The organism is Ruminococcus flavefaciens (assembly GCF_900143025.1).
Taxonomy (GTDB): Bacteria; Bacillota; Clostridia; order Oscillospirales; family Ruminococcaceae; genus Ruminococcus; species Ruminococcus flavefaciens_I.
Map to the genome: position 1 here is coordinate 66,140 of NZ_FRCT01000013.1, position 23,591 is coordinate 89,730.

A 23,591-nucleotide genomic window follows, 5' to 3' on the forward strand; every position below is an offset into this window, starting at 1 on the left:
GGCGAGGTACTGCAATTGAACGACAATACCGCAGCAGTAAAGGAAATTAAAGAGCTTCTCGGAGATAAAGTGCGCAGGGCTTATGTCAGGAGCTTTGGCTGTCAGCTCAATGTTTCCGACGGCGAAAAGATAAAGGGACTCCTGCAAAAAATGGGGTACATCTTCACCGAGGACGAGCAGGAAGCTGACCTTATCATACTCAACACCTGTGCGGTGCGAGAAAGTGCTGAGGACAGGGTTTTTGGCATTGTGGGCAGCATGAAGAAGCTGAAGGAGCTGAAGCCGGGGCTTATTATCGGTATAGCAGGCTGTATGACGGCACAGAGCCATATTGCGGATAAGATAAAAAAGTCATATCCGCAGGTGGATATAGTTCTTGGTACTTCCGCCATAAACGCTCTGCCGAGGCTTTTGCTTGACGCTCTCCATGGAGCACGCTTTTCGGCGGATATAAGTGAATACGACGACTTTTCCGAGGCTGTGGAGCAGGTGCGTGACAGCAGCTTCAAGGCTTCCGTGCCTATAATGTTTGGCTGCAACAATTTCTGTACCTATTGCATAGTACCCTATGTACGCGGACGAGAGCGCAGCCGCCGTGCAGAGGATATAATCGAAGAGGTGCGTGGACTTGTGCAGAATGGCTATAAGGAGATAATGCTTCTTGGTCAGAATGTCAATTCCTACGGCAAGGACCTGGAAAACGGCATGACCTTCCCGCAGCTTCTCCGCGAGCTTGACAAAATAGAGGGCGATTTCGTCATAAGATTTATGTCCTCACACCCCAAGGACGCTTCAAAGGAGCTTATCGACACTATCTTCGAGTGTAAAAAGGTGGCGAAGCACCTGCATCTGCCCGTACAGAGCGGCAGCAGCGAGGTGCTGCGCAGAATGAACAGGCATTACGACATAGACAAGTACCTTGGCATAATTGATTACATATACAGCCGCGACCCTGATTTTTCCCTTACTACCGACCTTATCGTGGGCTTTCCCGATGAGAGCGATGAGGAGTTCAGAGCCACTCTCGAGCTTATAAAAAAGGTCAGATACGACAATATCTACTCCTTTATCTACTCAAAGCGTTCGGGTACTAAGGCTGCGGAAATGCCCGACGGCATATCCGACGAAGAAAAGGGACAGCGCATGAGAGAGCTCCTCAGCGTTCAGCGTGAGGTGTCCTCGGAGCATTACAAGCGCTTTATCGGCAGGACCATGAGAGTCCTTGCTGACGACGTATCAAAGAAAAAGCAGGGGTATCTTACAGGCAAAAGCAATGAATTTATAATCGTAGAATTTGAGGGCGACAGCTCCCTTATAGGACAGTTCGTTGACGTTGAGATAACCGACGCTATGAACTGGGCTGTTGCAGGAAAGCTAAAGAAAGGATAATACACCATGAAAAAAGTCATAGCAATATCATGCCTTGCAGCTCTTATGCTTACAGGCTGCACCAAGCCAAATAACAATAACGATACCGAAAGCACAACAGCTGCGGCAACGACTGAGGCTGAAACGACTACCGAGGCAGTGACCACAGAGGAAAAGACCACTACCGAGGCTGTTACGGTACTTAAAGAGCCTGATACCGAGCCTTTGACTGAGCCCTTTACAGAATCGGAGGAGACCATAAAGCAGAGAAGAGAAATGTTCTATGCAGATGTAAGACCTATGCTGAAGCTGTATTTTGATAAGCTCCTTGAAGGAAACGGCGGTCATGCCTATATGGAGTACACCTTCTATGATGTTGATAAATGCACAGTTCCCGAGGTCATAATCAAGGAAGGTAACAGCGAAGCAGAGTTTACGATACACGTATTCAGGGAGGACGGCTTTGACGGAATGTATCAGATAGGCGAATTCGGCGGCGGTCATACCGCTTTATGCTATGATGCCGATACAGACAAGCTCGTTCTTGCATGGGCGCAAATGGGCGCAATGAACATAAGCAGCCTCGATATGGTGGACTATAAGCTGAAAGAGGTTACATCAGATGAAAAAAAGCTCGCCCCCGATGAGGAGATAGATGATATACTCGCTGAGGAGAATATAAAGAAGCTCGCCTATATATCGGTCTACAAGCCCGATGAGGAGAGCGCAGGATATTCTATAATCCATCATGCTGACGGCACAGAAGAAAGGAAAGAAGAACTCTATTTTGAGTTTTTTGAATGATAAAAAGGAGAAGGATACAAATGAAAAGAATTATCGCATTATCATGCCTTGCAGCAGTTATGCTGGCAGGCTGCGGAAAAACCGAAAAGGACGGCACAGACTCAAAGTCTGAGACAACTACAAAAGCAACTGAAGCTGTAACAACAGAGGCTCCCGAGGAAGAAACTACGGAAGCACTGACCACAGCAGCGGAGACTTCTGCGGAAGCAGCAACAGCTCCCGAGACAACAAAAGAGCCTGACGGAATGGTTTCGGCAGGCGGACGCATGGATATGTACCCTGCTATATATCAGGGTGTGATAAAGAGCAAGTTCGACGAAACAGTCAACAGGAACGAGGGCAATGCAAGCATAGAATATGCATTCCGCGACCTTGACGCAGACGGTATCCCCGAGCTTCTGCTGAAATACGGTACCTGTGAGGCAGATTACCAGATACACATATACACCCTTGATGACGAAGCAGGTGCTAAGGATCTTGGTCTTTACGGCGGCGGACATACTTCCTTTGCCTATGACGAGAATACAGGCGATTTCGTTATAGTATGGGGACATATGGGCGCAGCAAGCATAATTTACTATAAATGGGAAAACGGTACTTTAAAGTCAAACGGCAGCTACGACTTCAATCTCGACGAAGAGATCACTTCATACGATCAGGTGCTTGAGGAAAAGGGCATACGCTACATAGATCATGTATATGTTTCAAGCTTCGGTATGGGCGACGATGCAATGACAAAGACCTATGTTTACCACGCAAACGGCGAGAGCGAGGAATATGACGGACTCAACCTCGATTACATGGGTTGAGATACAGTACAGCAAGACTATAACAATATGATTTTTTAAGGAGAGTATAAAAATGGATATTATGGAAATGACAAGAGAGCTTGGAAAGGCTATCCAGCAGGACGACAGATTTACAGCTTATATGCTTGCAAAGCAGGCTAACGATGAGGACAAGGAGCTTCAGGAGGATATCGCCCGCTTTGAGGACCTCCGTATGAACTTAGGCAGCGCAATGAGTGCCGAGGAGCCTGATTCTGACAATATCAAGGCACTGGATACAGAGCTCAAATCCACATACAACAAGATAATGAAGAACCCTAAGATGATAGTTTTCACAGGCGCACAGCAGGCTCTTGAAAAGCTTGTTTCAAATATTCAGCAGATAATAAGCCTCTGCGCAAACGGTGAGGACCCAGATACCTGTCAGGTACCGGAAACGGGCTGCACGGGAAGCTGTGCATCCTGCGCAGGCTGCCACTGATAAAAAGCTGATATGGACAATAGTAACAACAATAAGCTGCTTGAAAAGATAGGAGCAGTAAACAAACTGATAGAAACCTTTGACGTTGGTGAGCCGCCTTACAGCTTCAAGCTGAGATGCTGTGCAGAAACAGTAACGCAGACAAGGCAGATTGGATTCTGTACAATAGGCTGCGCAGCCGTTGTGCTTGTGCGTTCCATGCGTCCCTCTGCAAGTTTGCAGACAGCAGGTCTTGTTCTCGCGTTTATAGCTATATTCTTTGCGATATACTGCATGATATATGCTTCAAAGATAGAAAAGACCGACATTGCCGAGGTAAACGGCGACAGCATCACCGTAAAGGGCAGGACTTATAATTACAGCGAGATATCCGAAATAAAGGGAGCTTCGCTCAATAATCTTAAAATAATGTCCTCAGGCGGCAAGATCGCAGCTCTTAATAAGAGCTGCGACGGCTGCGGCGACCTTATAAGGTGGGCAAGGCAGCATAATATCCCCATAAATGACGACAATACGAGAGACTTTGAAGGCATTAAGCAGAGAAATGTACTGATAACCGCAGTTCTTACTATATCATGCGTTATCATAGCATTTCTGATAGTATTCCTGAAGAGAATGTGACCGCGGCAGGTGTATCGGCGGCATTTATATTAATTGAGAGTAAAAGGAGCATGACCAATGGAAATCGACAGAAGCAAAATATCCCCCATGATGCAGCAGTACCTGGAGGTCAAGGACAAGTACAAGGACTGTGTGCTTTTCTTCCGCCTCGGTGACTTCTATGAGATGTTCTTTGACGATGCTATAGAGATATCAAAGGCTCTGGAGCTCACCCTCACAGGCAGGGACTGCGGACTTGAGGAACGTGCTCCCATGTGCGGGATTCCCTATCATGCGGCGGATATGTATATAAAGAGGCTCATAGATATGGGCTTCAAGGTGGCTGTATGCGAGCAGCTCACAGACCCTGCCGAGACCAAGGGCATAGTAGTCCGCGATGTTATACGAGTTGTTACTCCGGGTACGCTGACCGAGAGCAGTATGCTTGATGACGGCAGCAACAACTACATATGCAGTATCTTCTACGATAAGGATACAAATACCTGCGGCGTTGCTTCTGCCGATATTTCTACAGGCGATGCGGCTCTCAGCTTCTTTGAGGGCAAGGACCTTGAAGCAGGTGTCATAAACGAGCTTTCAAGGTGCAGACCTGCGGAGATAATCTTCCCCGAAAACTTCCTTTCGCTGAAAACAGCAGCGGATTTCGTAAAGGTGCGCCTTTCATGCGCAGTTACTCTCCGCGATACTATCTGCTTTACGCCTTCTGCAAGGCGTGATACGGTAACGGAGGTATTCGGTGTAAAGTCGGTAACTGAGCTCGGCATAAGCGAGGACGGTGCAGACTGTGCGGCTGTATGCGGACTTTTCGATTACATAAACGATACCCAGAAAACTTCGGTATCGCGCTTTACGGCGATAGATATACTCAACGGCGACCAGTTCATGGGGCTTGACCTAAATGCAAGGCGAAACCTTGAACTTACGGAGACTCTCCGCAGCAAGGAGAAGAAGGGCTCACTGCTGTGGGTGCTTGACTCCACAAAGACCTCAATGGGACGCAGACTGCTGAAAAACTGGATAGAGCAGCCCCTTAAAAGCCCTGCAAGGATAATCGAGCGCCTTGACGCTGTTGAAGCACTTTACCGCAAAAGCGTGGTGCTTGCAGACCTTACCGACCTGCTTGACAGAGTCTATGACCTTGAACGTCTTATGACAAAGGTAATGTACAAGAGTGCAAATCCCCGCGACCTGAAATCACTTTCGGCTACGGCTATGCAGCTCCCGCTCATAAAACAGGAGCTTGCAAAGCTTTCGGACTCTAAGCTCCTTGCGCGTTACAATGAGGAGATATCCACCCTTGACGAGCTTGTGAACCTTGTTGAGAATGCCATAATCGACGAGCCGCCTGTTTCTGTAAAGGACGGCGGAGTTATCAAGGAGGGCTTCAACAAGGAGCTTGACGACCTTCGTCACATTATGAACAACGGACGCGGCATCATCGACGAGATAGAACAGCGCGAAAAGGAAGCAACAGGCATCAAGAACCTGAAAATAGGCTTCAACCGCGTGTTCGGATACTATCTTGAAGTCACTCGCTCATATTACGACCTTATCCCCGAGGGCTGGATACGCAAGCAGACTCTTGCAAATGCGGAGCGCTTCATAACAGAGGAGCTTAAAAATGCCGAGAATGCTATCCTCGGTGCAAAGGACAAGGCTCTTGCGCTCGAAGCGGATATATTCTCTGAGGTCCGCGACTTCCTTGCAACAAAGCTTGAACCCGTTCAGAAAACAGCCTCTGCTGTAGCTTCTGTGGACGTGCTCTGCTCATTTGCGGACGTAGCTCTGCGAAATCAGTACATAAAGCCTGATATCGTTCTTGACGGCTCCATAGATATAAAGGCAGGCAGACACCCTGTAGTTGAGCTTATGCTCACGGACGAGGTATTCGTGCCTAATGACCTGCACATCGACAATAAGTCCGACAGAATGTCCATAATCACAGGACCTAATATGTCGGGTAAATCAACATATATGCGTCAGAATGCCCTTATCGTGCTCATGGCGCAGATAGGAAGCTTTGTGCCTGCCGACTCCGCAAGGATATCGGTGGTGGATAAGATATTCACCCGTGTGGGAGCTTCCGACGACCTTACCGCAGGACAGTCAACGTTCATGGTGGAAATGAGCGAGGTATCGGATATACTGAAAAATGCAACTCCGAACAGCCTTGTTATCCTTGACGAGGTGGGACGAGGCACTTCTACATTTGACGGCGTAAGCATTGCCCGTGCAGTTGCGGAGTTTATATGCAATTCAAAGAAGCTGGGCTGTAAGACTCTTTTTGCGACTCACTATCACGAGCTTATCGGTCTCGAAAACGAGCTTGAAGGCGTAAAGAACTACAGCATCGCCGTAAACAAGCACGGCGGCACTATACGTTTTCTGCGTAAGATAGTCCGCGGCGGAGTTGACGAGAGCTACGGCGTAGATGTTGCGAAGCTTGCAGGACTTCCTGCAAAGGTGGTAGCCCGTGCAAGAGAGCTCCTTGAAGAAATGGAGAAGGCTCACGGAAACGAGCGTCCCGTGGTAAAGAATGACGACTTCGGACAGATAAGCTTCGGAAGTCTCGGACGTGAAGCGGCACTGGATATGCTTGAAAAGACCAATATAGACGAGCTCAGCGACAGCGAATGCCGTGAGCTGCTGAAGGATATGCTTGCGGCACTGCAGTGACATCTTTTAGCCGTTAGCCCTTAGCCTTTAGGGGCGGATATCATCCGCCCGAGCCTTTAGCTAAAAAACGTGTAGGGAACGCCGCTCTCGGCGTCCCATGAAAAATGATAACAGAGGTGGATAAATATGCCTGCATACATTTCGATGACATTTGAATACAGCCGTCTTGAGCTGGATTACGACAATATGAAGGAGCTCCTTGCTTACATCAAGCACGCAGGGCTTGAATTCAAGGGGGGCGTAAACGGCTCCGAAAACGAAACTATCGAGGATATACTGGAGTATAACCAGAAGAAGCTGGAAGAAAACTTCGTTCTCGGAAGCGGTGAGAGCCGTGAGAATGATTATAAGCAGATGCTTTTCAGCTATGATGGATTCTCCGAGATACGCGGATATATCAGCAATAACTATCCTGCGGACAGGGAGTACAGCTTTACTCTGCTCTTCCCCGAGGAGGAGGTCATGGCGGAGCGAGGCGTATACAAAACAGAGGCTATTGCAAAGATGAAGAACATCGCAAGCCTTATGTGGATACTCCCGAAAACACGTACAGTACAGACCGAGCTCGAAAACAGCGACGGTATCCCTACAGAGCAGGAGATAAAGGACGGTGCTGCGCCGTCTGTCTGTCCGTTAGCCATAGTATCCGAAAAGCAGTTCGGACATATGGACACAGAGGGATATACCGACGACCATATCTATGCAGGCGGAGTCCTCATAATGAATAAGGATATCAAGCTGGTCTGAGCTGCGTTACATTCAGAAAGGAAGTAAAATATGCCGCCTATCAACGTGCTTAGCAAGGAAATATCAGAACTTATCGCCGCAGGTGAAGTAATAGAGCGTCCCTCATCGGTCATAAAGGAGCTTGTGGAAAATTCCATAGACTCAGGGGCAACTCATATAACCGTGGAGATAAAAAACGGCGGAGCTACATATATGCGCGTCACCGATGACGGCTGCGGAATGTCATTTGATGACGTACCAAAGGCATTTCTGCGCCATGCCACAAGCAAGATAAGTGCCAAGGAGGATCTTGACAATATCCTCACTTTAGGATTCCGCGGTGAGGCGCTTGCCTCTGTTGCGGCTGTAGCCCGTGTGGAGATAATGACAAAGCAGAAGGGAGAGCTTTACGGCACTCTCTATACTATCGAGGGCAGCGCTGAGAAAACTCATGAGCAGAGCGGCTGTCCCGACGGCACTACTATAATTATCCGCGACCTTTTCTACAACGTGCCTGCAAGACGCAAGTTTATGAAAAAGGACGTTACCGAAGCAAATGCGGTGAGCAGCATACTCCAGAAGATAACTATGTCACACCCTGACATAGCTTTTCGCTTTATACGCGACAACCGCACAGAGTTCAATTCCAGCGGCGACGGAGAGCTGTTTTCGGCGGTATATGCGGTCTACGGACGTGATTTTGCCCGTGACCTTATCCCCGTGGACTACGATTACGAGGGAGTCCATGTGGGAGGTTATGTCATAAAGCCGCTGTACTCCAAGAACAACCGTGCATTTCAGAATTTTTTCGTAAACGGAAGATATGTCCGCTCACGCTTATGCTCTGCGGCTCTGGAAAATGCCTACACGAACATGATAATGACAGGAAAATTCCCTGCCTGCATACTCCTCATAGACCTGCCGCCCAGCACAATGGACGTTAATATCCACCCCACAAAGGCGGAGGTGCGCTTCACAAATGAAAAATCCGTATCCGATGCGGTGTACTTTGCTGTGAAGAATGCCATGATGAAGGACGGACTTATCTATGAGTTTGAATTGAAGCCCCATGCAGACTGGACTAAGGCTGCTCCCGAGCAGGAGGAGATGATACAGCAGGAGTTCTTGTTCACTCCTGTTGACAAGATAGAGGAGACCGAAAAGAAGCTCGCCGAAGCTCCTGTACCTGCATACACAGCTCCGAAACCTGTAGCCGAGGAAAAGCCCTATATCGCAGACATAAAGCCAAGCCCTGCCTATGACAGACCCGAGCCCGTGCAGGCGGCAGCTCCCGTATACGAAAAGCCTGTGACCGTACAGGAGACAGCTCCCGCAGCAGAGCAGGTCGCAGAGAGGGCGGAGGTTCCCGAGCCTGTTGAAGTAAAAGAGCCTGAGCCGCCGAAGGCTGTTGAGGGCTTCAGTTATATAACACAGCAGGCATTTGCCGCAGCACAGCCTGCCAAGCCTGCACAGCCCGAAGCTCCAAAGGAGTCGGTATGGACGGAAAAGCCTAAGATACGTGTTATCGGTGAAGCCTTCGGACTTTACATCGTAGCCGAGGTAGGCGACGATACCATGATAATGATAGACAAGCACGCTGCCCATGAGCGTATAATCTTCGAGCGTCTGAAAAGCCGTAATTGCAGGCAGTACAGCCAGCAGCTCCTTACGGGAGTACGTGTGCTGCTCACAGGTGACGAGATAAGCGCACTCGAAGCGAATCAGGAGCTTCTTGCAGATTTGGGCTTTGCCTTTGATTTTTCCGAGAAGCCCTGCGTAGTTGCTACGGCAGTGCCCACATTTATAATGGAGCTTGAAATGGAGGACATAATCTCCGAGATAGCCAATAATCTGCGTATGTACAGCCATGACCCACAGTCACATATGCTGGACGATATGCTCCATACAGTTGCCTGCAAATCCGCAATCAAGGGCAATGACAAGAACGATATCGCAGAGCTGCAATCCCTTGCGGAGCAGGTCTATTTCGACGAGAGGATACGCCATTGTCCTCACGGCAGACCTGTAATGTTCACCATGACCAAGAGTAATATATCCCACCAGTTCAAAAGAACGTAAGGAGAAACTATGAAACGAGCAGTAAAAGCATTCATCGCAGTATATTTCGCAGTATTTATGTGTTTTTTCGGCGGTATGACCGCCTTTGCGTGGGATGTCGATACAATGGAGCAGAACATAGATTTAAAAAACGCGCCCGAGGGTACTGCCTTTGCGGATATACTGGTAAAGGACAGGAAAAATGACAAGTACGCCGTGGACTTCAACGAGGAGAACGGAAAACTTCTCGGTCTGACTAAGGACTGCGGACTTGCACAGTACAGCAAGGACGGCTATACAAGTATGCTTCTGCGCCATAGCTGTGCGTGTTTCGATAAAGCCGAGATTTCGGAGCATATGTATACGAGTTTCAGGTTGAAAGAGGAGAACAGCGAGATATTCAATCACTTTCAGACTATAAAGGTTGCCTACTGCGACAAGGACGGAAATGTGCTGGGAGTTACAGAAAAGGCGAAGTTCGACAAGCTGCGTTTCAATATAGGTGCATATACCATTAATGCAAACGGCGACAGCCTTTCATGCAGTATAAGTACAGGACCGCCCTATTTTATGATGATAGTTGTACCATTTCTGGTCATAGTTCCTGCAATTCTTACCGCAGCAGGCATTATCATAGCGAGACTAAGGAAAAAGGCACAGTCTGCAAAGATGATAAAGCACATACAGTCGGGAGAGGTCGATAATGATGAAAAGTAGTCTCAAAATCAGCATAAAAGCTTTTATAGCAGGACTTTTTGCAGCTGTTACCTGTATTTTCGGCTGTATGACAGCCTTTGCGTGGGATCACGATGAAACATGGCAGCGGATCGGATTTGAAAATGCTCCCGAGGGTACGGAATTCGTGGACCTGCTTGTAAAAGCCAAAGGCGATGATAAATACGCAGTTGATTTCAACGAGGAGAACGGAAAGCTCCTCGGACTTGATAAGGACTGCGAGCTTGCAAAATACGATAAGGACGGCTATACGAGCTTTTTGCTCCGCCATTGCTGCGTGAAATTTGACTCCGTTCATAACGGCGAAGCCCATTACACATATAACACAAAGAATTACAAGATTTTCAATGAGCTTAACAGAGTGAAGCTTGCCTACTGCGACAGCAAGGGCAATATCCTTATAGTCACAAATACAGCAGATGTAGGATATGCATTTTTCAAAACACCTGTTATGTACATTTTCAAGGCAGACGGCGAGAGCCTTGCCTTTAGTTTTGGAGGAGCCACCTATAGCAAGTTGCGCAGTATAATAGCTGTAGTTGCCATAGCTGTACTAATAGTGGCAGTTGTTCTGCTTTTCCGCTTCTTTGAAAGAAAATTGGGAAAACGAAGTGCAGAAAAAAGCGTACAGTCGGGAGAAACTGATAATGAGTGAAAAGAAAGATAAGCCCTTCGTGCTTGCAGTTGCAGGACCTACGGCATCGGGCAAGACATGGCTGGGCGTTGAGCTTGCCAAGATATACGGCGGAGAGGTCATCTCCGCCGATTCCATGCAGATATACAAGGGCATGGACATAGCCTCGGCAAAGCCTTCGGAGGAGGAAAAGCAAGGGATACCTCATCATCTCATGGGTATCCTTGACAGGGACGTTAGCTTCAGTGCTGCGGACTATGTCACTCTTGCCAACGAAAAGATACAGGAGGTGCTTTCACGGGGCAGCCTTCCTATTATAGTAGGGGGAACGGGACTGTACATAGATTCTCTCCTCGAAAATGTGAAGTTTTCCGAGGGCGGCAGCGATGAGGCTTACCGCGAGGAGCTTTACGCCTTTGCAAAGGAGAATGGCAATGAAGCTTTGCACGCCCGTCTTGCGGCTATAGACTCCGAGGCGGCAGAGGGAATACACCCGAATAATCTGGTGAGAGTAGTCCGCGCACTGGAGGTATGCCATGTTACGGGCAGGAAATTCAGCGACCTTAAACGTGAGAGCAAATTAGTGGAAAGTCCGTATGATTCCCTTATTATCGGGCTGAATTACGAGAACAGACAAACTCTTTACGACCGCATAGACCTGCGCGTAGATGAAATGGTGAAGGCTGGACTCGTTGAGGAGGCAAGGCAGCTATGGCTGGAAAGCGGCATGAAAACAGCTGCCAACGCTATCGGCTACAAGGAGCTTATCCCGTATTTTGAGGGAAAAGCTGCACTTGAGGACTGCATTGCCGATATCAAGCAGGAGACCAGACACTATGCCAAGCGTCAGCTGACATGGTTCAGAAGAAATCAGCGTATAGAGTGGATAATGCTTGATACATTTAATAAAAAAATTGAAATATTAGAAAAATGCAAAAAAACTATAGCCAAACACTTTGAAGTGTGATATAATGTAATGTGTGTATTTCTACGCGTGTTATTTGGAAAATTATTTTACACGCATTTTACACACGTAAACAAATAAATCGGATAGGAGAATGTGTATGAACAAAACAATCAATCTGCAGGATGTTTTTCTCAATCAGTGCAGAAAAGACAAGATCATGGTAACTATTATCCTTACTAACGGATTTCAGTTCAAGGGTATGGTAAGAGGCTTTGACAGCTATGTTGCTATCTTCGACTGCGAGGGCAAGCAGCAGCTGGTTTACAAGCACGCTATATCTACCATCATTCCTGCAAGAGCAGTTTCTATTCTTGACGCTTCGGAAAAGAACGACTAAGGGTGATCTGAATGCGATTTGCCAGATCGGAAGGCAGCTTTATGGTCAAGCTCCTGAGGAACGTTGTCCTTGTGCTGCTTCTGATAATCTTTATCAGCATAGTCTATAACTTCCGCAACAGAGAGAGCAATACCGTTGCGGCTCTGACGGCTTCCGCAGTATCCTCAAAGGAATACAAGGGAGTATTCATCAGGGACGAGGAGATGATCCTCTATAACGGCGGAGGCGTGCTCAGTTATAATGTGTCTGACGGCGGAAAGGTCGGCAACGGCACTATAATCGCAGAGGCTTACCCCTCGGACGAGCAGCTGAGCATAAAGCATGAAAGGGCTAAGCTGGAGAAAGAGCTCGCTGTCCTTCAGAAAATACAGAACCCCGGTACTCTCGAATCGGCACAGCCCGCCAATCTTTCGGAAAGTATCGACGAGAATTACCGAAGGCTCATTTATTGCAGGGACATGGGCGATTTTGAGACCCTTGACGAGGTGAGTGAGGAGCTTCTCGTAAAGCTCAGTACCTATCAGATAATAACAGAGGAGGTACAGGGCTTCAGCCAGAAGATCTCGGACATAAAGGCTGAGATAGCAAGGCTTGATGCCAAAAAGGTTTCTCCGCAGGAAATCATACCTGCGAAACGCTCGGCATATTTCGCAAGCTATATAGACGGCTATGAGGAAAAGCTCACCAGCAAGAACCTTGACAGTCTTACGGTCTCGATGCTGGAAGGGATAACCGACAGAAAATCCACAGCGCCAAACGTGGTCGGAAAGCTTATCGACGGCTACGGCTGGTATCTTGCACTTGTTGCCGATAACTCAAAGAAAGAGTACGCTATCGGAGATGAGGTAAAGCTCAGGTTTGATTCTTCTGCGGAGGCTTATCCGGCGGTTATCACGGATATACGTGACGAAAGCAAAACTAAAAGTATTATCATAATATCATGTGATAAGTTCAATTACGACCTCGTTCAGCACAGAGCCGAGATCGTGGAGCTTATCAAGGGTGAGTACACAGGTCTTAAAGTTCCCCGTGAGGCTATACGCTTTGCCGATATAAAGACAACGTATACCGACGAGAACGGAAACGAAGCCGAAAAGGTGCTTACCAGCAAGGGTGTATATATCCGTAAGGGCGAACAGGTACTTTTCAAGAAGATAAAGGTCATCTACGAGGGAAGCGATTACGTGCTCTCTGAGATAACCGATGATACGGACGAGTATCTTGCGCTTTACGATGATATTATGCTTGAGGAGGTCGAGAAAGATGGTAAAAAGTAACGATCTCGCTTATATCGACGAGAATTTGCACATAATAAGAGAGAGATGCGCTGATGCTAAGGTTAAATACCGAAGTCCCGAGGATAATGTACGCATAATGGCTGTTACCAAGACAGTCGCTCCGGAAGCCATAAACCACGCTATAGAGCTTGGGATAGACCTTCTGGGGGAAAACAGGGTGCAGGAGTATCTCTCAAAAGCCGATTTTTATGATAAGTCGGCTGAGGTGCAGTTTATCGGCCATTTACAGACAAACAAGGTAAAATACATTATAAATACGGTAAGTATGATACAGTCCGTTGACAGCCTGAGACTTGGACAGGAGATAAGCCGCCTCGCCGTTAAGAACGGAAGGACTATGGATATCCTGTGCGAGGTCAATATCGGAGGTGAGGACTCCAAGAGCGGAGTCGATCCAAAAGAGCTGAGTGAGCTCATTGGCGGACTTAAACAGCTTGACGGTATAAGGATAAGGGGGCTTATGACTATCCCGCCGCCGAGCGACAGCGATATCTTCCTCGGACGTATGAAGGAGCTTTACGACAGCGTTAAGGCTCAGTACCCCGATATGGATACGCTTTCTATGGGTATGACGCATGATTACGCCGAAGCAATAAAGTACGGCTCTACGCTTGTGCGTATAGGTACGGGACTTTTCGGCGCAAGAGATTACTCAAAGTAACATACAGCGGAACGCTGGATATCAACACGGGATTCTCCGCATTGATCCTGTGAAGAGAAATATATATAAACAAATAATGCGGAGAAGGAGTATTAAGATGAAACTTTTTGACGGTATCAAGGATTTTTTCTTTGCTGCAGATGATGATGATTTTGAAGCTGATGTACCAGTACGTCATGAGAGAGAGAGAAGCGGTTTCCAGCCCTCAGATCAGGACGATGCTCCTGTGAATGAGACAAGTGCTCCGGGCACAGGCAGAAGAAACAAGGTAGTTAATATCCAGACCACTGCACAGCTTCAGGTAGTTCTTGTAAAGCCTTCAGCTTTCACAGACGCAAAGCAGATCGCAGATCACCTTATTGCAAAGAAAACTGTAGTTCTTAATCTTGAAACAGCTTCTCCTGAGAATAAGAGAAGAATAATAGACTTCCTTGTAGGTGTTGCCTATGCAAACGGCGGAAGCCTCAAGCCTGTTGCCAACCTGACATATATCATTACTCCATATAATGTCGGCTTTATCGGCGAGGACCTTGTTGGCGAGCTGGAGAATAACGGCGTATTCATTTGATGAACGATCAGTCGGATAAGCTGTTTGCTGCAAAGCTGGGGGATATGGTCTCGCTCTGTGAAAGGGACGGGACAGCTCAGTTCTCATCATTTCTCGACGAGCGTCAGTGCGCAGAGGCTGAGATGTGGTGCAGAAAAAACACTGGTGGGCTAAGGTATATGCTATGGGGCGGATATGAGAATGCCAGAAGAAAGATGCTTGCTGTATACCCCGATTACTGCGAGGAGTATATCAGAGATGATTTCCCTATGAAATGCCTCACCTTCAGCTATCGCAAGGAGGACAAGCTTACGCACAGAGACTTTCTCGGCTCTTTTATGGCTCAGCAGCTGAAGCGCGAAGCCATCGGCGATATCGCCGCAGAGGAGGGAACTGCGCAGACCTTTGTCAGTGAAGTTGCGGCAAGGCTTATCATGTCTGCGGTCTCGAAAATAGGCAGGGTCGGAGTAAAAATATCCGATGACAAGCCATTTGAGCTGGAAAATGCTCAGAAATTTCAGGATATAAGCGGTACTGTCGCTTCACTGCGTCTTGACTGTGTAGTGGGGGCGGCGGCAAATGTGAGCCGTGAAAAGGCTGCTGCTCTTATCCGTTCGGACAAGGTGGATGTGAACCACTTTCCCGTTTCTTCGGTCTCGCACGAAGTAAAGGAGGGGGATACCCTCTCGGTGAGAGGCTGCGGAAGGTACATTCTTTCGGGTATTAACGGCTCGACCAGAAAGGGCCGCATACACATCAATCTGAAGAAATATATTTAGAGGTGAATTGAAATGATAACTTCAAAGGACGTTAGAAATAAGAGATTTGAAAAAGCTGCTTTCGGCTATAAGCAGGAGGAAATAGACGAATTCCTTACACAGCTCGAGGCTGAGCTCGACGAAATGGAGCGCGAGCGTGCAGAAGCTAACAGTAAGATACAGGTGCTTGCCGACAAGGTAAGAGAATATATGAGAGACGAGGACGCTCTCAAGGACGCACTCCTTGGTGCTCAGAAGCAGGGTCATCAGGTCCTCAACGAAGCTAACGAAAAGGCTGAGCAGATACTTGCAGAGGCTAAGGAAAAGGCTGCTGCTCTTGAGGACGAGGCTGTACGTCAGCACGCAGAGGCTATGGAGAAGAACCGCGCTGAGATAGCTAAGGAGAAGGAAGCTCTCATCGAGGCTCAGCAGCAGGTAGCTGACTTCAAGAAGAGCCTCTTCGATATGTATAAGAGCCACCTTGAGCTCATCTCTTCAATGCCTGAGACATTTGATGATGATGAGGCTGACGAGGAAGAGCCACAGACAGCTGAGGAGATCGCTGCTGCTGTTGCTGCTGAGACAGAAGAATAATAGTAACCAAAAAAGATTGAAAGGAGGATCTCTCAGACCCTTTAAATGAGAGATCAGATAGTATGGCACAGGATTATAACAGTACTCTTAATTTACCGCAGACAGAATTCCCCATGCGTGGAAATCTGCCTAAGAGAGAACCCGAAACTCTCCAAAAATGGGAAGATGAAAGACTTTATTACAAGATGATAGAGAAGAATAAGGGCAAGACATCTTATGTTCTCCATGACGGACCTCCCTACGCAAACGGCGAGATCCACTTAGGTCACGCTCTTAACAAGTCTCTCAAGGATTTCATCGTTAAGTATAAGAATATGAACGGATTCTGTGCTCCTTATGTTCCGGGCTGGGACACTCACGGTCTTCCTATCGAGCTTAAAGCTATGAAGGCTATCGGCGTTGAGAACGGAGCTATCCCTGCTGTTGACCTCAGAAAGCACTGCCGTGAATACGCTATGACTCAGGTCGCTAACCAGATGAAGGGCTTCAAGAGACTGGGCTCACTGGGTGACTATGACTACCCATACCTTACTCTCCGTCCGGAGTATGAGGCAAAGCAGGTAGAGGTATTCGGCTCAATGGTAAAGAAGGGCTATATGTACAAGGGCTTAAAGCCAGTATACTGGTGCCCTGACTGTAATACAGCTCTTGCTGAGGCAGAGATCGAGTATTCAAACGACCCATGCTATTCTATCTATGTCAAGTTCAACGTAACCGATGACAAGGGCATCTTCACAGGTCTCGGACTTGACCTTTCAAAGATCTATTTTGTAATATGGACAACTACTACATGGACCATTCCGGGCAACCTTGCTATATGCCTCGGTCCTGAGTATAACTATACCCTCGTTCACGTAGGCGACGAGTACTACGTAATGGCTGAGGAGCTTGTAAAGACTACTATGGAAACTGCCGGTATTACAGAGTATACCACAGACCATATCTTCACAGGCGCTGAGCTTGAGGGAATGAAGACAAAGCATCCGCTTTACGACCGTCTGTCACCAATAATCGTAGGTGACCACGTTACTCTTGAAAGCGGTACAGGCTGCGTACATACAGCTCCCGGCTACGGTGTGGAGGACTTTGAGGTGTGCAAGAAGTACGACGATATCGGTATCATCGTATGCGTTGACTCAAAGGGTAAGCAGACTGCCGAAGCAGGCGAATTCGAGGGCATGGACACAGATCAGGCAAACAAGGCTATCGCTGCAAAGCTTACAGAGCTGGGCGCTATGCTGGCTACACAGAAGATCGTCCACCAGTATCCGCACTGCTGGAGATGTAACAGCCCTATCATATACAGAGCTACAGAGCAGTGGTTCTGCTCGGTAAACGGCTTCAAGGACGACGCTATCAAGGCTATCGAGTCTGTTCAGTGGATCCCTGAGTGGGGCGAGGACAGAATCAAGGGCATGGTACGCGACAGAAGCGACTGGTGTATCTCCCGTCAGAGAACATGGGGCGTTCCGATACCTGTTGTTTACTGTAAGGATTGCGGCAAGCCTATCTGCAACGACGAGACTATCTCCGCTATCTCAGAGCTTTTCCGCAAGGAAGGCAGCGATGCATGGTGGATAAAGGATACAAGCGAGTTTATTCCTGCAAGCGTTAAGTGCGAGTGCGGCTGCGGTGAATTCACAAAGGAATACGACATCATGGACGTATGGTTCGACAGCGGTGTATCACATACCTCTGTTATGGAAGGAAAGGACTTCCCGAGCCTTACATGGCCTGCTGATCTTTACCTTGAGGGTGCAGACCAGTACAGAGGCTGGTTCCAGTCATCGCTCCTTACATCTGTTGTATACAAGGGTCAGTCTCCTTACAAGGCTGTTTGTACACACGGCTGGGTAGTTGACGGTGAAGGCAAGGCTATGCATAAATCTCTCGGAAACGGTATCGACCCAAGCGAGATAACAGACCAGTACGGTGCTGATATCCTCCGTCTGTGGGCAGCTTCTTCCGATTACCACAGCGATATCCGTATCTCTAAGCCTATCCTCGGACAGCTTTCAGATGCTTACAAGAAGATAAGAAATACTGCTCGTTTCATTCTGGGCAACCTGGGTAACGGTGCAGGCTTTGATCCCGATAAGGACAGCGTGTCCGACGATCAGCTCACAGAGCTTGATAAATGGGCACTTATGAAGCTTGATACACTTATCGACACAATGAAGAAGGGCTACGATGCATTCGATTTCCATATCGCTCTGCACGCTCTCCACAACTTCTGTGTAATAGATATGTCAAACTTCTACCTTGATATCATTAAGGACAGACTTTACTGCGAGAAGGAAGATTCCGTTCTCAGAAGAGCAGCTCAGACTGCTATGTATCGCATAATCAGTGCGATGACAAGACTGGCTGCACCTATCATTTCATTCACAGCCGAGGAGATATGGCAGTTTATGCCTCATTCGGCAGCAGACGACAAGGAAAGCGTATTCCTCAATCAGATGCCTGAAAAGAGCGGCATTGAGTTTACAGCTGAGTTTACAGACAAGTGGGATTTCATCTACAATACCCGTCTTGCAGTAAACAAGGTCCTTGAGGACGCTCGTAACGAAAAGACTATCGGTAAGTCGCTTGAAGCTAAGATAATCATCAAGAGCAGCGACGCCGATTATGACAGATATGCTTCACTGGCTGACCAGCTCAAGGATATCCTCATCGTTTCAGGTGTTGAGGTAGAGAAGAGCGGCGCTGCTGAGACTACTTTCGAGGTAGCTAAGGCAGAGGGCGAAAAGTGCGAACGCTGCTGGTGCTTCAGCAAGTACGTCGGCACAAACCATGACCACCCAACACTCTGTGAGAGATGTGCAGTGGCTGTTGAGGCTTAATTAATTTGTACTATATTGCCTGTCGGCTTAAAAGGTCGGCAGGCAGTCTTATTGAAAGGATAAAACAACGTGGCTATACTTCTTGGACTGATGATAGCAGCTCTTGTGGGAGCTGACCAGCTCGTGAAATACTGGGCTGTACATGACCTGAAGCCTGTGGGAACAAAGGAATTCATTCACTTCGGCGACTTCAGGATACTTGACCTTACCTACCTTGAAAATGACGGCGCTATCTTCGGAAGTATGTCGGGACAGAGATGGTTCCTTGTGGGCTTTACAAGCCTTGTGGTCATCGGCGGAATAATCCTGCTTTTTAAGTCATACCGCCGTTCAAGGCTCCTCAGCATTGCCCTTGCGCTGTTTATCGCAGGCGGCATCGGCAACCTTATCGACCGTTTCCGCTTCTCCTATGTTGTTGATATGTTCGAGGTAAAGCTCTTTCACTTTGCTATATTCAATGTGGCTGATATCTGCGTAACTGTGGCTTTTGCGATGCTTCTTATCTACGGTATCTTCATCGACCCGAAGATAGAAAAGGCTAAGAAGGCTGAGGCGGAAAAGGCGGCTGAAAATGAATGAGCAGGTAGTCCTCACAGCTTCTGCGGAGGACGCAGGGAGCCGTATCGACAAGTATATTTCGGACAATATTGCGGAGCTTACACGCTCTGCTGTTCAGGGGCTTATTGAAAAAGGCATGGTCACTTCGGCAGGCAAAGCCGTAAGCAAGAACATGAAGCTCAAAGGCGGCGAGGAGATAATCGTTGAGATACCCGAGCCCGAGCCTATGGACGCTGTTCCCGAGGATATACCGCTGGATATCGTCTATGAGGACGATGACCTGCTTGTGGTCAACAAGCCGAAGGGCATGGTGGTACACCCTGCTCACGGCAATTATACGGGAACTCTCGTAAATGCGCTCCTGCACCACTGCGGAGACAGCCTTTCGGGCATAAACGGCGTTATACGTCCCGGTATCGTGCACCGTATCGACAAGAATACCAGCGGACTGCTCATAGTTGCGAAGAACGACGCTTCTCATTTAAAGCTTGCGGAGCAGATAAAGGTACACAGCTTTACCCGTGAGTATGAGGCAGTTGCCTGCGGCTATTTCAAGGAGACCGAGGGGACTATAGACGCTCCTATCGGACGGCATAAGACCGACAGGAAGAAAATGTGCGTAACTACCGAAAATTCACGCAATGCCGTTACTCATTACAGTGTGCTGAAGCAGTACGGCGGCTATGCTCACGTAAGGCTCAGACTTGAAACGGGAAGGACTCACCAGATAAGAGTCCACCTCAGCTATATCGGACACCCCGTGCTTGGGGACGATGTCTATGGAAAGCCATACAAGGGGCTGGAGGGACAGTGCCTTCACGCCCGTAAAATAGGCTTTATCCACCCAACGACAGGGGAGTACATGGAGTTCGAGAGCGAGCTTCCTGAGTACTTTACGGCAGTTCTGAGAAAGCTGGAGAAAATGTAGGAGTGATACCTTTGTTTGAAGATATATCGAAAGTCGTGCTGCTCAGCGATATGGACGGAACTCTCCTCAATACGAAAAAGGAGATAACCGATATCGACAGAGCTGCCATAGAGCGGTTCACAGAGCTGGGCGGACGCTTTACCGTGGCTACGGGACGCACTATACAGTCCTTTGACCAGTTCCGCAGCACACTTGGACTTAAATACCCTATAATAATGTACAACGGAGCGGCTATCCATGATTATATCAGCGGAGAGACCCTCTATACCCACCCCCTTACTCCTGCGGCTAAGGACTATGTACATACGCTTTTAGAGCTTATGCCTCAGGCAGGAGGAGAGGTGCTGAAAACCGAAGGCACTTACGTTTTCAGTAATACGGATTATCAGCAGCTCCACACGAAGCTGTGCAATATAGTGCCGAATTATACCGAGCTTGACGAAATATCCGACGGTGGCTGGCTGAAAGTCCTTTTCTCACTGGCTCCCGAGGACGTAGATTATATGCAGATACTCGTTGGAAAGCAGGATTTCAGGGACGTGGATTTCGTGAAATCCTCGGATATATTCTTAGAGATGCTCCCCAGCGGTGTGAGCAAGGGCTCGGCACTTAAAGAATACAGAAAGCTCAGAGGAATGGAGGGCTGCACCTTCGTTTCAATCGGCGATTTTGACAACGATATAGAGATGATAGTCGAAGCCGATGTAGGAGCTTGCCCTGCTAATGCACAGGACAGCGTAAAGGAAAAGGCGGACCTCATTCTGAAACGTACCAATGACAATGGTGCGGTAGCTGAGCTTATAGACTACATAATCGAAAGGTGCAGCAAGTAGAACAATGAAAAAGAAGAAGGCGGCAATTACAGCATATATCATAATGATACTGTGCATGGTCGGTTTTCTGGCTATGCTGGTATACGGCACGCTCTACGGAAGGAACTCGGCTTCCACAGCCGATTTTACAATGAGCGATGCGGCAACTCTGGGACTGGCTGTTTGGGCGATACCTATGTGGATATCATCGCTCCTGCTTATGAAGGCGCTGAGGCTCAGAGGCACTTTACACGAGAAGCAGAACAAGATGCTCATTGCGTTTCCTGCAATGGTTTGTTCGGGCTTTCTCATATTCTATATCATCGTGCTTGGCATGATGTTGTTCGGCTGAACATAAACCGCAAGAAAAGTCTTGCAATGCGGCAATTTTTGCGGTATAATAATTACATAGCTTTTATTGCAGGGGCGGGCGGCTGTCTGAATAATTATTAATTATTGCTATTGCTTTTTGTACCTGCGACACTTTTATGAGCCATTGAAAAGTTAGGTGCATGAGCAGTATTAGGGGGCGACCGAGTCACCCGCCTTCTGCTGTCAAACAAATCACGGCTGTATGCCGTTAAATAAAGATCATGGAGGTCAATATGGACGCAAATATCAAAAAAGAATTGCAGAAAACAGCCTGCAAGGTTAGAATGGGCGTTATCGAAGGCACATATAACGCTAAATCAGGTCACCCGGGCGGCTCGCTCTCTATAAGCGATACCCTGACCTACCTCTACTTCAACAAGATGAACAATGACCCGAAAAATCCTGACGCTCCCGACAGAGACCGTCTTGTACTCTCAAAGGGTCATACAGCTCCTGCACTCTATTCTGTACTTGCACAGAAGGGCTATTTCTCTGTAGAAGAGCTCAAGTCTCTTCGTCACATCGGTGCGCTCTTACAGGGACATCCATGTATCCATATCCCAGGCGTAGATATGTCAAGCGGCTCACTCGGACAGGGTATCTCCGCTGCCTGCGGCATGGCCCTTGCTGGAAAGATAGACGGCAAGTCATATAAGGTATACACTATCCTCGGCGATGGCGAGATCGAAGAGGGTCAGGTATGGGAAGCAGCTATGTTTGCAGCTCATAAGAAGCTCACAAACCTTGTTGCTATCGTAGATAATAACGGACTCCAGATAGACGGTCCTATAACTGAGGTATGCTCTCCCGAGCCTATCACAGATAAATTCGCAGCATTCGGCTGGCACGTTATCACTATGGACGCTCACGACTTCGACGATATCGACAGAGCATTCACAGAGGCTGAGTCAGTAAAGGACAAGCCTGTTGCTATTATCCAGAAGTCTGTAAAGGGCAAGGGCGTTTCATTCATGGAAAATCAGGTAGGCTGGCACGGTACAGCTCCTAATAAGGAACAGTACGATCAGGCTATGTCAGAGCTTAATGCGCAGTTAAAGGAATTGGAGGACTAATTATCATGGCAGATGTAATCAAAAAGGCTACCAGAGAAAGCTACGGCGAGGCTCTCAAGGAGTTTGCCGAGGAATATAAGGACCTTGTAGTTCTCGATGCAGACCTTGCTGCTGCAACAAAGACAGGTATCTTCAAGAAGGCTTATCCCGACCGTTTCTTCGACTGCGGTATCGCAGAGGCTAATATGATGGGCGTTGCTGCTGGTCTTGCAGCCTGCGGAAAAATACCTTTCGCAAGCACATTCGCAATGTTCGCAGCAGGAAGAGCTTTTGAAATAGTAAGAAACTCTATCGGCTATCCACACCTCAATGTTAAGATAGGTGCTACACACGCAGGTATCTCTGTTGGTGAGGACGGCGCTACACATCAGTGCAATGAGGATATCGCTCTTATGAGAACTATCCCGGGCATGACTATTATCAATCCTTGTGACGATGTTGAGGCTAAGGCTGCCGTAAAGGCTGCTCTCGACTTCAACGGTCCTGTATATATGCGTTTCGGCAGACTTGCTGTACCTGTTATCAATGACGCTGCAACATACAAGTTCGAGCTTGGCAAGGGCGTTGTTATGAAGGACGGTAAGGACGTAACTATCGTGGCTACAGGTCTTATGGTAAATGAGGCTGTAGAGGCTGCAAAGGCTCTCGGGGCTGATGGCATTTCTGCAAGAGTAGTAAATATCCACACTATCAAGCCTCTTGATAAGGAGCTTATCTGCAAGTGCGCAAAGGAGACAGGTCTCATCGTTACTGCTGAGGAGCACAGCATCATCGGCGGACTCGGTTCAGCAGTTGCTGAAGCTGTTACAGAGTGCTATCCTGTTCCTGTTGTAAAGATAGGCGTAAATGACGAGTTCGGACATTCTGGTCCTGCTGTTGACCTTCTCAAGGAGTTCGGTCTTTCAGCTGAGAACATCGTTAAGACAGTTAAGGCTGCACTTAAAAAGTAATT

24 protein-coding genes are annotated in these 23,591 nt (G+C 47.9%); all 24 read left to right on the plus strand.

All coding sequences use genetic code 11. The annotated features are described in order from the left end of the window. The first annotated feature begins 15 nt into the window (after positions 1-15). A complete protein-coding gene (gene miaB / locus BUB28_RS12670) occupies positions 16-1,389 on the plus strand; it encodes a tRNA (N6-isopentenyl adenosine(37)-C2)-methylthiotransferase MiaB (RefSeq protein ID WP_072951913.1) in 1,374 nt (457 codons plus the stop codon). Between the two features lie 6 nt (positions 1,390-1,395). Beyond that, the gene (locus tag BUB28_RS12675; protein WP_072951914.1) at positions 1,396-2,172 is read left to right on the plus strand and encodes a hypothetical protein; all 777 of its coding nucleotides are present in this window, start codon (positions 1,396-1,398) and stop codon (positions 2,170-2,172) included. Positions 2,173-2,192: 20 nt separating this feature from the next. Further along, positions 2,193-2,981, plus strand: a complete 789-nt coding sequence (locus tag BUB28_RS12680; protein WP_072951915.1) for a hypothetical protein — start codon at positions 2,193-2,195, stop codon at positions 2,979-2,981. 52 nt (positions 2,982-3,033) lie between these two features. After that, on the plus strand, positions 3,034-3,441 hold the full coding sequence (locus BUB28_RS12685; RefSeq protein ID WP_072951916.1) for a YlbF/YmcA family competence regulator: 408 nt from the start codon (positions 3,034-3,036) through the stop codon (positions 3,439-3,441). Positions 3,442-3,453: 12 nt separating this feature from the next. Continuing rightward, positions 3,454-4,062 (plus strand): hypothetical protein, encoded by a 609-nt coding sequence (locus BUB28_RS12690; RefSeq protein ID WP_072951917.1) that lies wholly within the window; start codon positions 3,454-3,456, stop codon positions 4,060-4,062. Between the two features lie 57 nt (positions 4,063-4,119). Then, positions 4,120-6,738 (plus strand): DNA mismatch repair protein MutS, encoded by a 2,619-nt coding sequence (gene mutS, locus BUB28_RS12695; protein WP_072951918.1) that lies wholly within the window; start codon positions 4,120-4,122, stop codon positions 6,736-6,738. A 126-nt stretch (positions 6,739-6,864) separates the two neighbouring features. Continuing rightward, positions 6,865-7,485, plus strand: coding sequence for a hypothetical protein (locus BUB28_RS12700; RefSeq protein WP_072951919.1), 621 nt, complete (start codon positions 6,865-6,867; stop codon positions 7,483-7,485). A gap of 30 nt (positions 7,486-7,515) precedes the next feature. Continuing rightward, positions 7,516-9,543, plus strand: a complete 2,028-nt coding sequence (gene mutL / locus BUB28_RS12705) for a DNA mismatch repair endonuclease MutL (protein ID WP_072951920.1) — start codon at positions 7,516-7,518, stop codon at positions 9,541-9,543. Positions 9,544-9,552: 9 nt separating this feature from the next. Further along, complete coding sequence (locus BUB28_RS12710; RefSeq protein WP_072951921.1) at positions 9,553-10,239, plus strand: hypothetical protein; 687 nt, start codon at positions 9,553-9,555, stop codon at positions 10,237-10,239. Beyond that, positions 10,226-10,912: a hypothetical protein gene (locus BUB28_RS12715; protein ID WP_072951922.1), complete on the plus strand. Its 687-nt coding sequence runs from the start codon at positions 10,226-10,228 to the stop codon at positions 10,910-10,912. Before BUB28_RS12710 ends, BUB28_RS12715 begins: the two co-directional genes overlap by 14 nt. Then, a complete protein-coding gene (miaA, locus tag BUB28_RS12720) occupies positions 10,905-11,858 on the plus strand; it encodes a tRNA (adenosine(37)-N6)-dimethylallyltransferase MiaA (protein ID WP_072951923.1) in 954 nt (317 codons plus the stop codon). The genes BUB28_RS12715 and miaA overlap by 8 nt, the downstream gene beginning before the upstream one ends. 97 nt (positions 11,859-11,955) lie before the next feature. Continuing rightward, positions 11,956-12,195: an RNA chaperone Hfq gene (hfq, locus tag BUB28_RS12725; protein WP_072951924.1), complete on the plus strand. Its 240-nt coding sequence runs from the start codon at positions 11,956-11,958 to the stop codon at positions 12,193-12,195. An 11-nt stretch (positions 12,196-12,206) separates the two neighbouring features. After that, a complete protein-coding gene (locus tag BUB28_RS12730) occupies positions 12,207-13,472 on the plus strand; it encodes a biotin/lipoyl attachment domain-containing protein (RefSeq protein WP_072951925.1) in 1,266 nt (421 codons plus the stop codon). Continuing rightward, on the plus strand, positions 13,459-14,154 hold the full coding sequence (locus BUB28_RS12735; protein ID WP_081373514.1) for a YggS family pyridoxal phosphate-dependent enzyme: 696 nt from the start codon (positions 13,459-13,461) through the stop codon (positions 14,152-14,154). Before BUB28_RS12730 ends, BUB28_RS12735 begins: the two co-directional genes overlap by 14 nt. A gap of 97 nt (positions 14,155-14,251) precedes the next feature. After that, a complete protein-coding gene (locus BUB28_RS12740; RefSeq protein WP_072951927.1) occupies positions 14,252-14,722 on the plus strand; it encodes a cell division protein SepF in 471 nt (156 codons plus the stop codon). Beyond that, a complete protein-coding gene (locus tag BUB28_RS12745; protein ID WP_072951928.1) occupies positions 14,722-15,480 on the plus strand; it encodes a YlmH family RNA-binding protein in 759 nt (252 codons plus the stop codon). Before BUB28_RS12740 ends, BUB28_RS12745 begins: the two co-directional genes overlap by 1 nt. Positions 15,481-15,492: 12 nt before the next feature. Continuing rightward, positions 15,493-16,053 carry a DivIVA domain-containing protein gene (locus tag BUB28_RS12750; RefSeq protein WP_072951929.1) on the plus strand — a complete coding sequence of 187 codons (561 nt, stop codon included), beginning with the start codon at positions 15,493-15,495 and terminating at the stop codon, positions 16,051-16,053. 62 nt (positions 16,054-16,115) lie between these two features. After that, positions 16,116-18,896, plus strand: coding sequence for an isoleucine--tRNA ligase (gene ileS / locus BUB28_RS12755; protein WP_072951930.1), 2,781 nt, complete (start codon positions 16,116-16,118; stop codon positions 18,894-18,896). A gap of 69 nt (positions 18,897-18,965) precedes the next feature. Continuing rightward, the gene (gene lspA, locus BUB28_RS12760) at positions 18,966-19,475 is read left to right on the plus strand and encodes a signal peptidase II (protein WP_081373515.1); all 510 of its coding nucleotides are present in this window, start codon (positions 18,966-18,968) and stop codon (positions 19,473-19,475) included. Then, positions 19,468-20,382: an RluA family pseudouridine synthase gene (locus BUB28_RS12765; RefSeq protein ID WP_072951931.1), complete on the plus strand. Its 915-nt coding sequence runs from the start codon at positions 19,468-19,470 to the stop codon at positions 20,380-20,382. The genes lspA and BUB28_RS12765 overlap by 8 nt, the downstream gene beginning before the upstream one ends. Before the next feature lie 11 nt (positions 20,383-20,393). Further along, positions 20,394-21,215: a Cof-type HAD-IIB family hydrolase gene (locus BUB28_RS12770; protein WP_072951932.1), complete on the plus strand. Its 822-nt coding sequence runs from the start codon at positions 20,394-20,396 to the stop codon at positions 21,213-21,215. Positions 21,216-21,219: 4 nt separating this feature from the next. Beyond that, the gene (locus tag BUB28_RS12775) at positions 21,220-21,546 is read left to right on the plus strand and encodes a hypothetical protein (protein ID WP_072951933.1); all 327 of its coding nucleotides are present in this window, start codon (positions 21,220-21,222) and stop codon (positions 21,544-21,546) included. A 253-nt stretch (positions 21,547-21,799) separates the two neighbouring features. Continuing rightward, positions 21,800-22,639 (plus strand): transketolase, encoded by an 840-nt coding sequence (locus BUB28_RS12780; protein ID WP_028518669.1) that lies wholly within the window; start codon positions 21,800-21,802, stop codon positions 22,637-22,639. Positions 22,640-22,644: 5 nt separating this feature from the next. Continuing rightward, positions 22,645-23,589, plus strand: coding sequence for a transketolase family protein (locus BUB28_RS12785; protein ID WP_072951934.1), 945 nt, complete (start codon positions 22,645-22,647; stop codon positions 23,587-23,589). Positions 23,590-23,591: the final 2 nt, after the last annotated feature.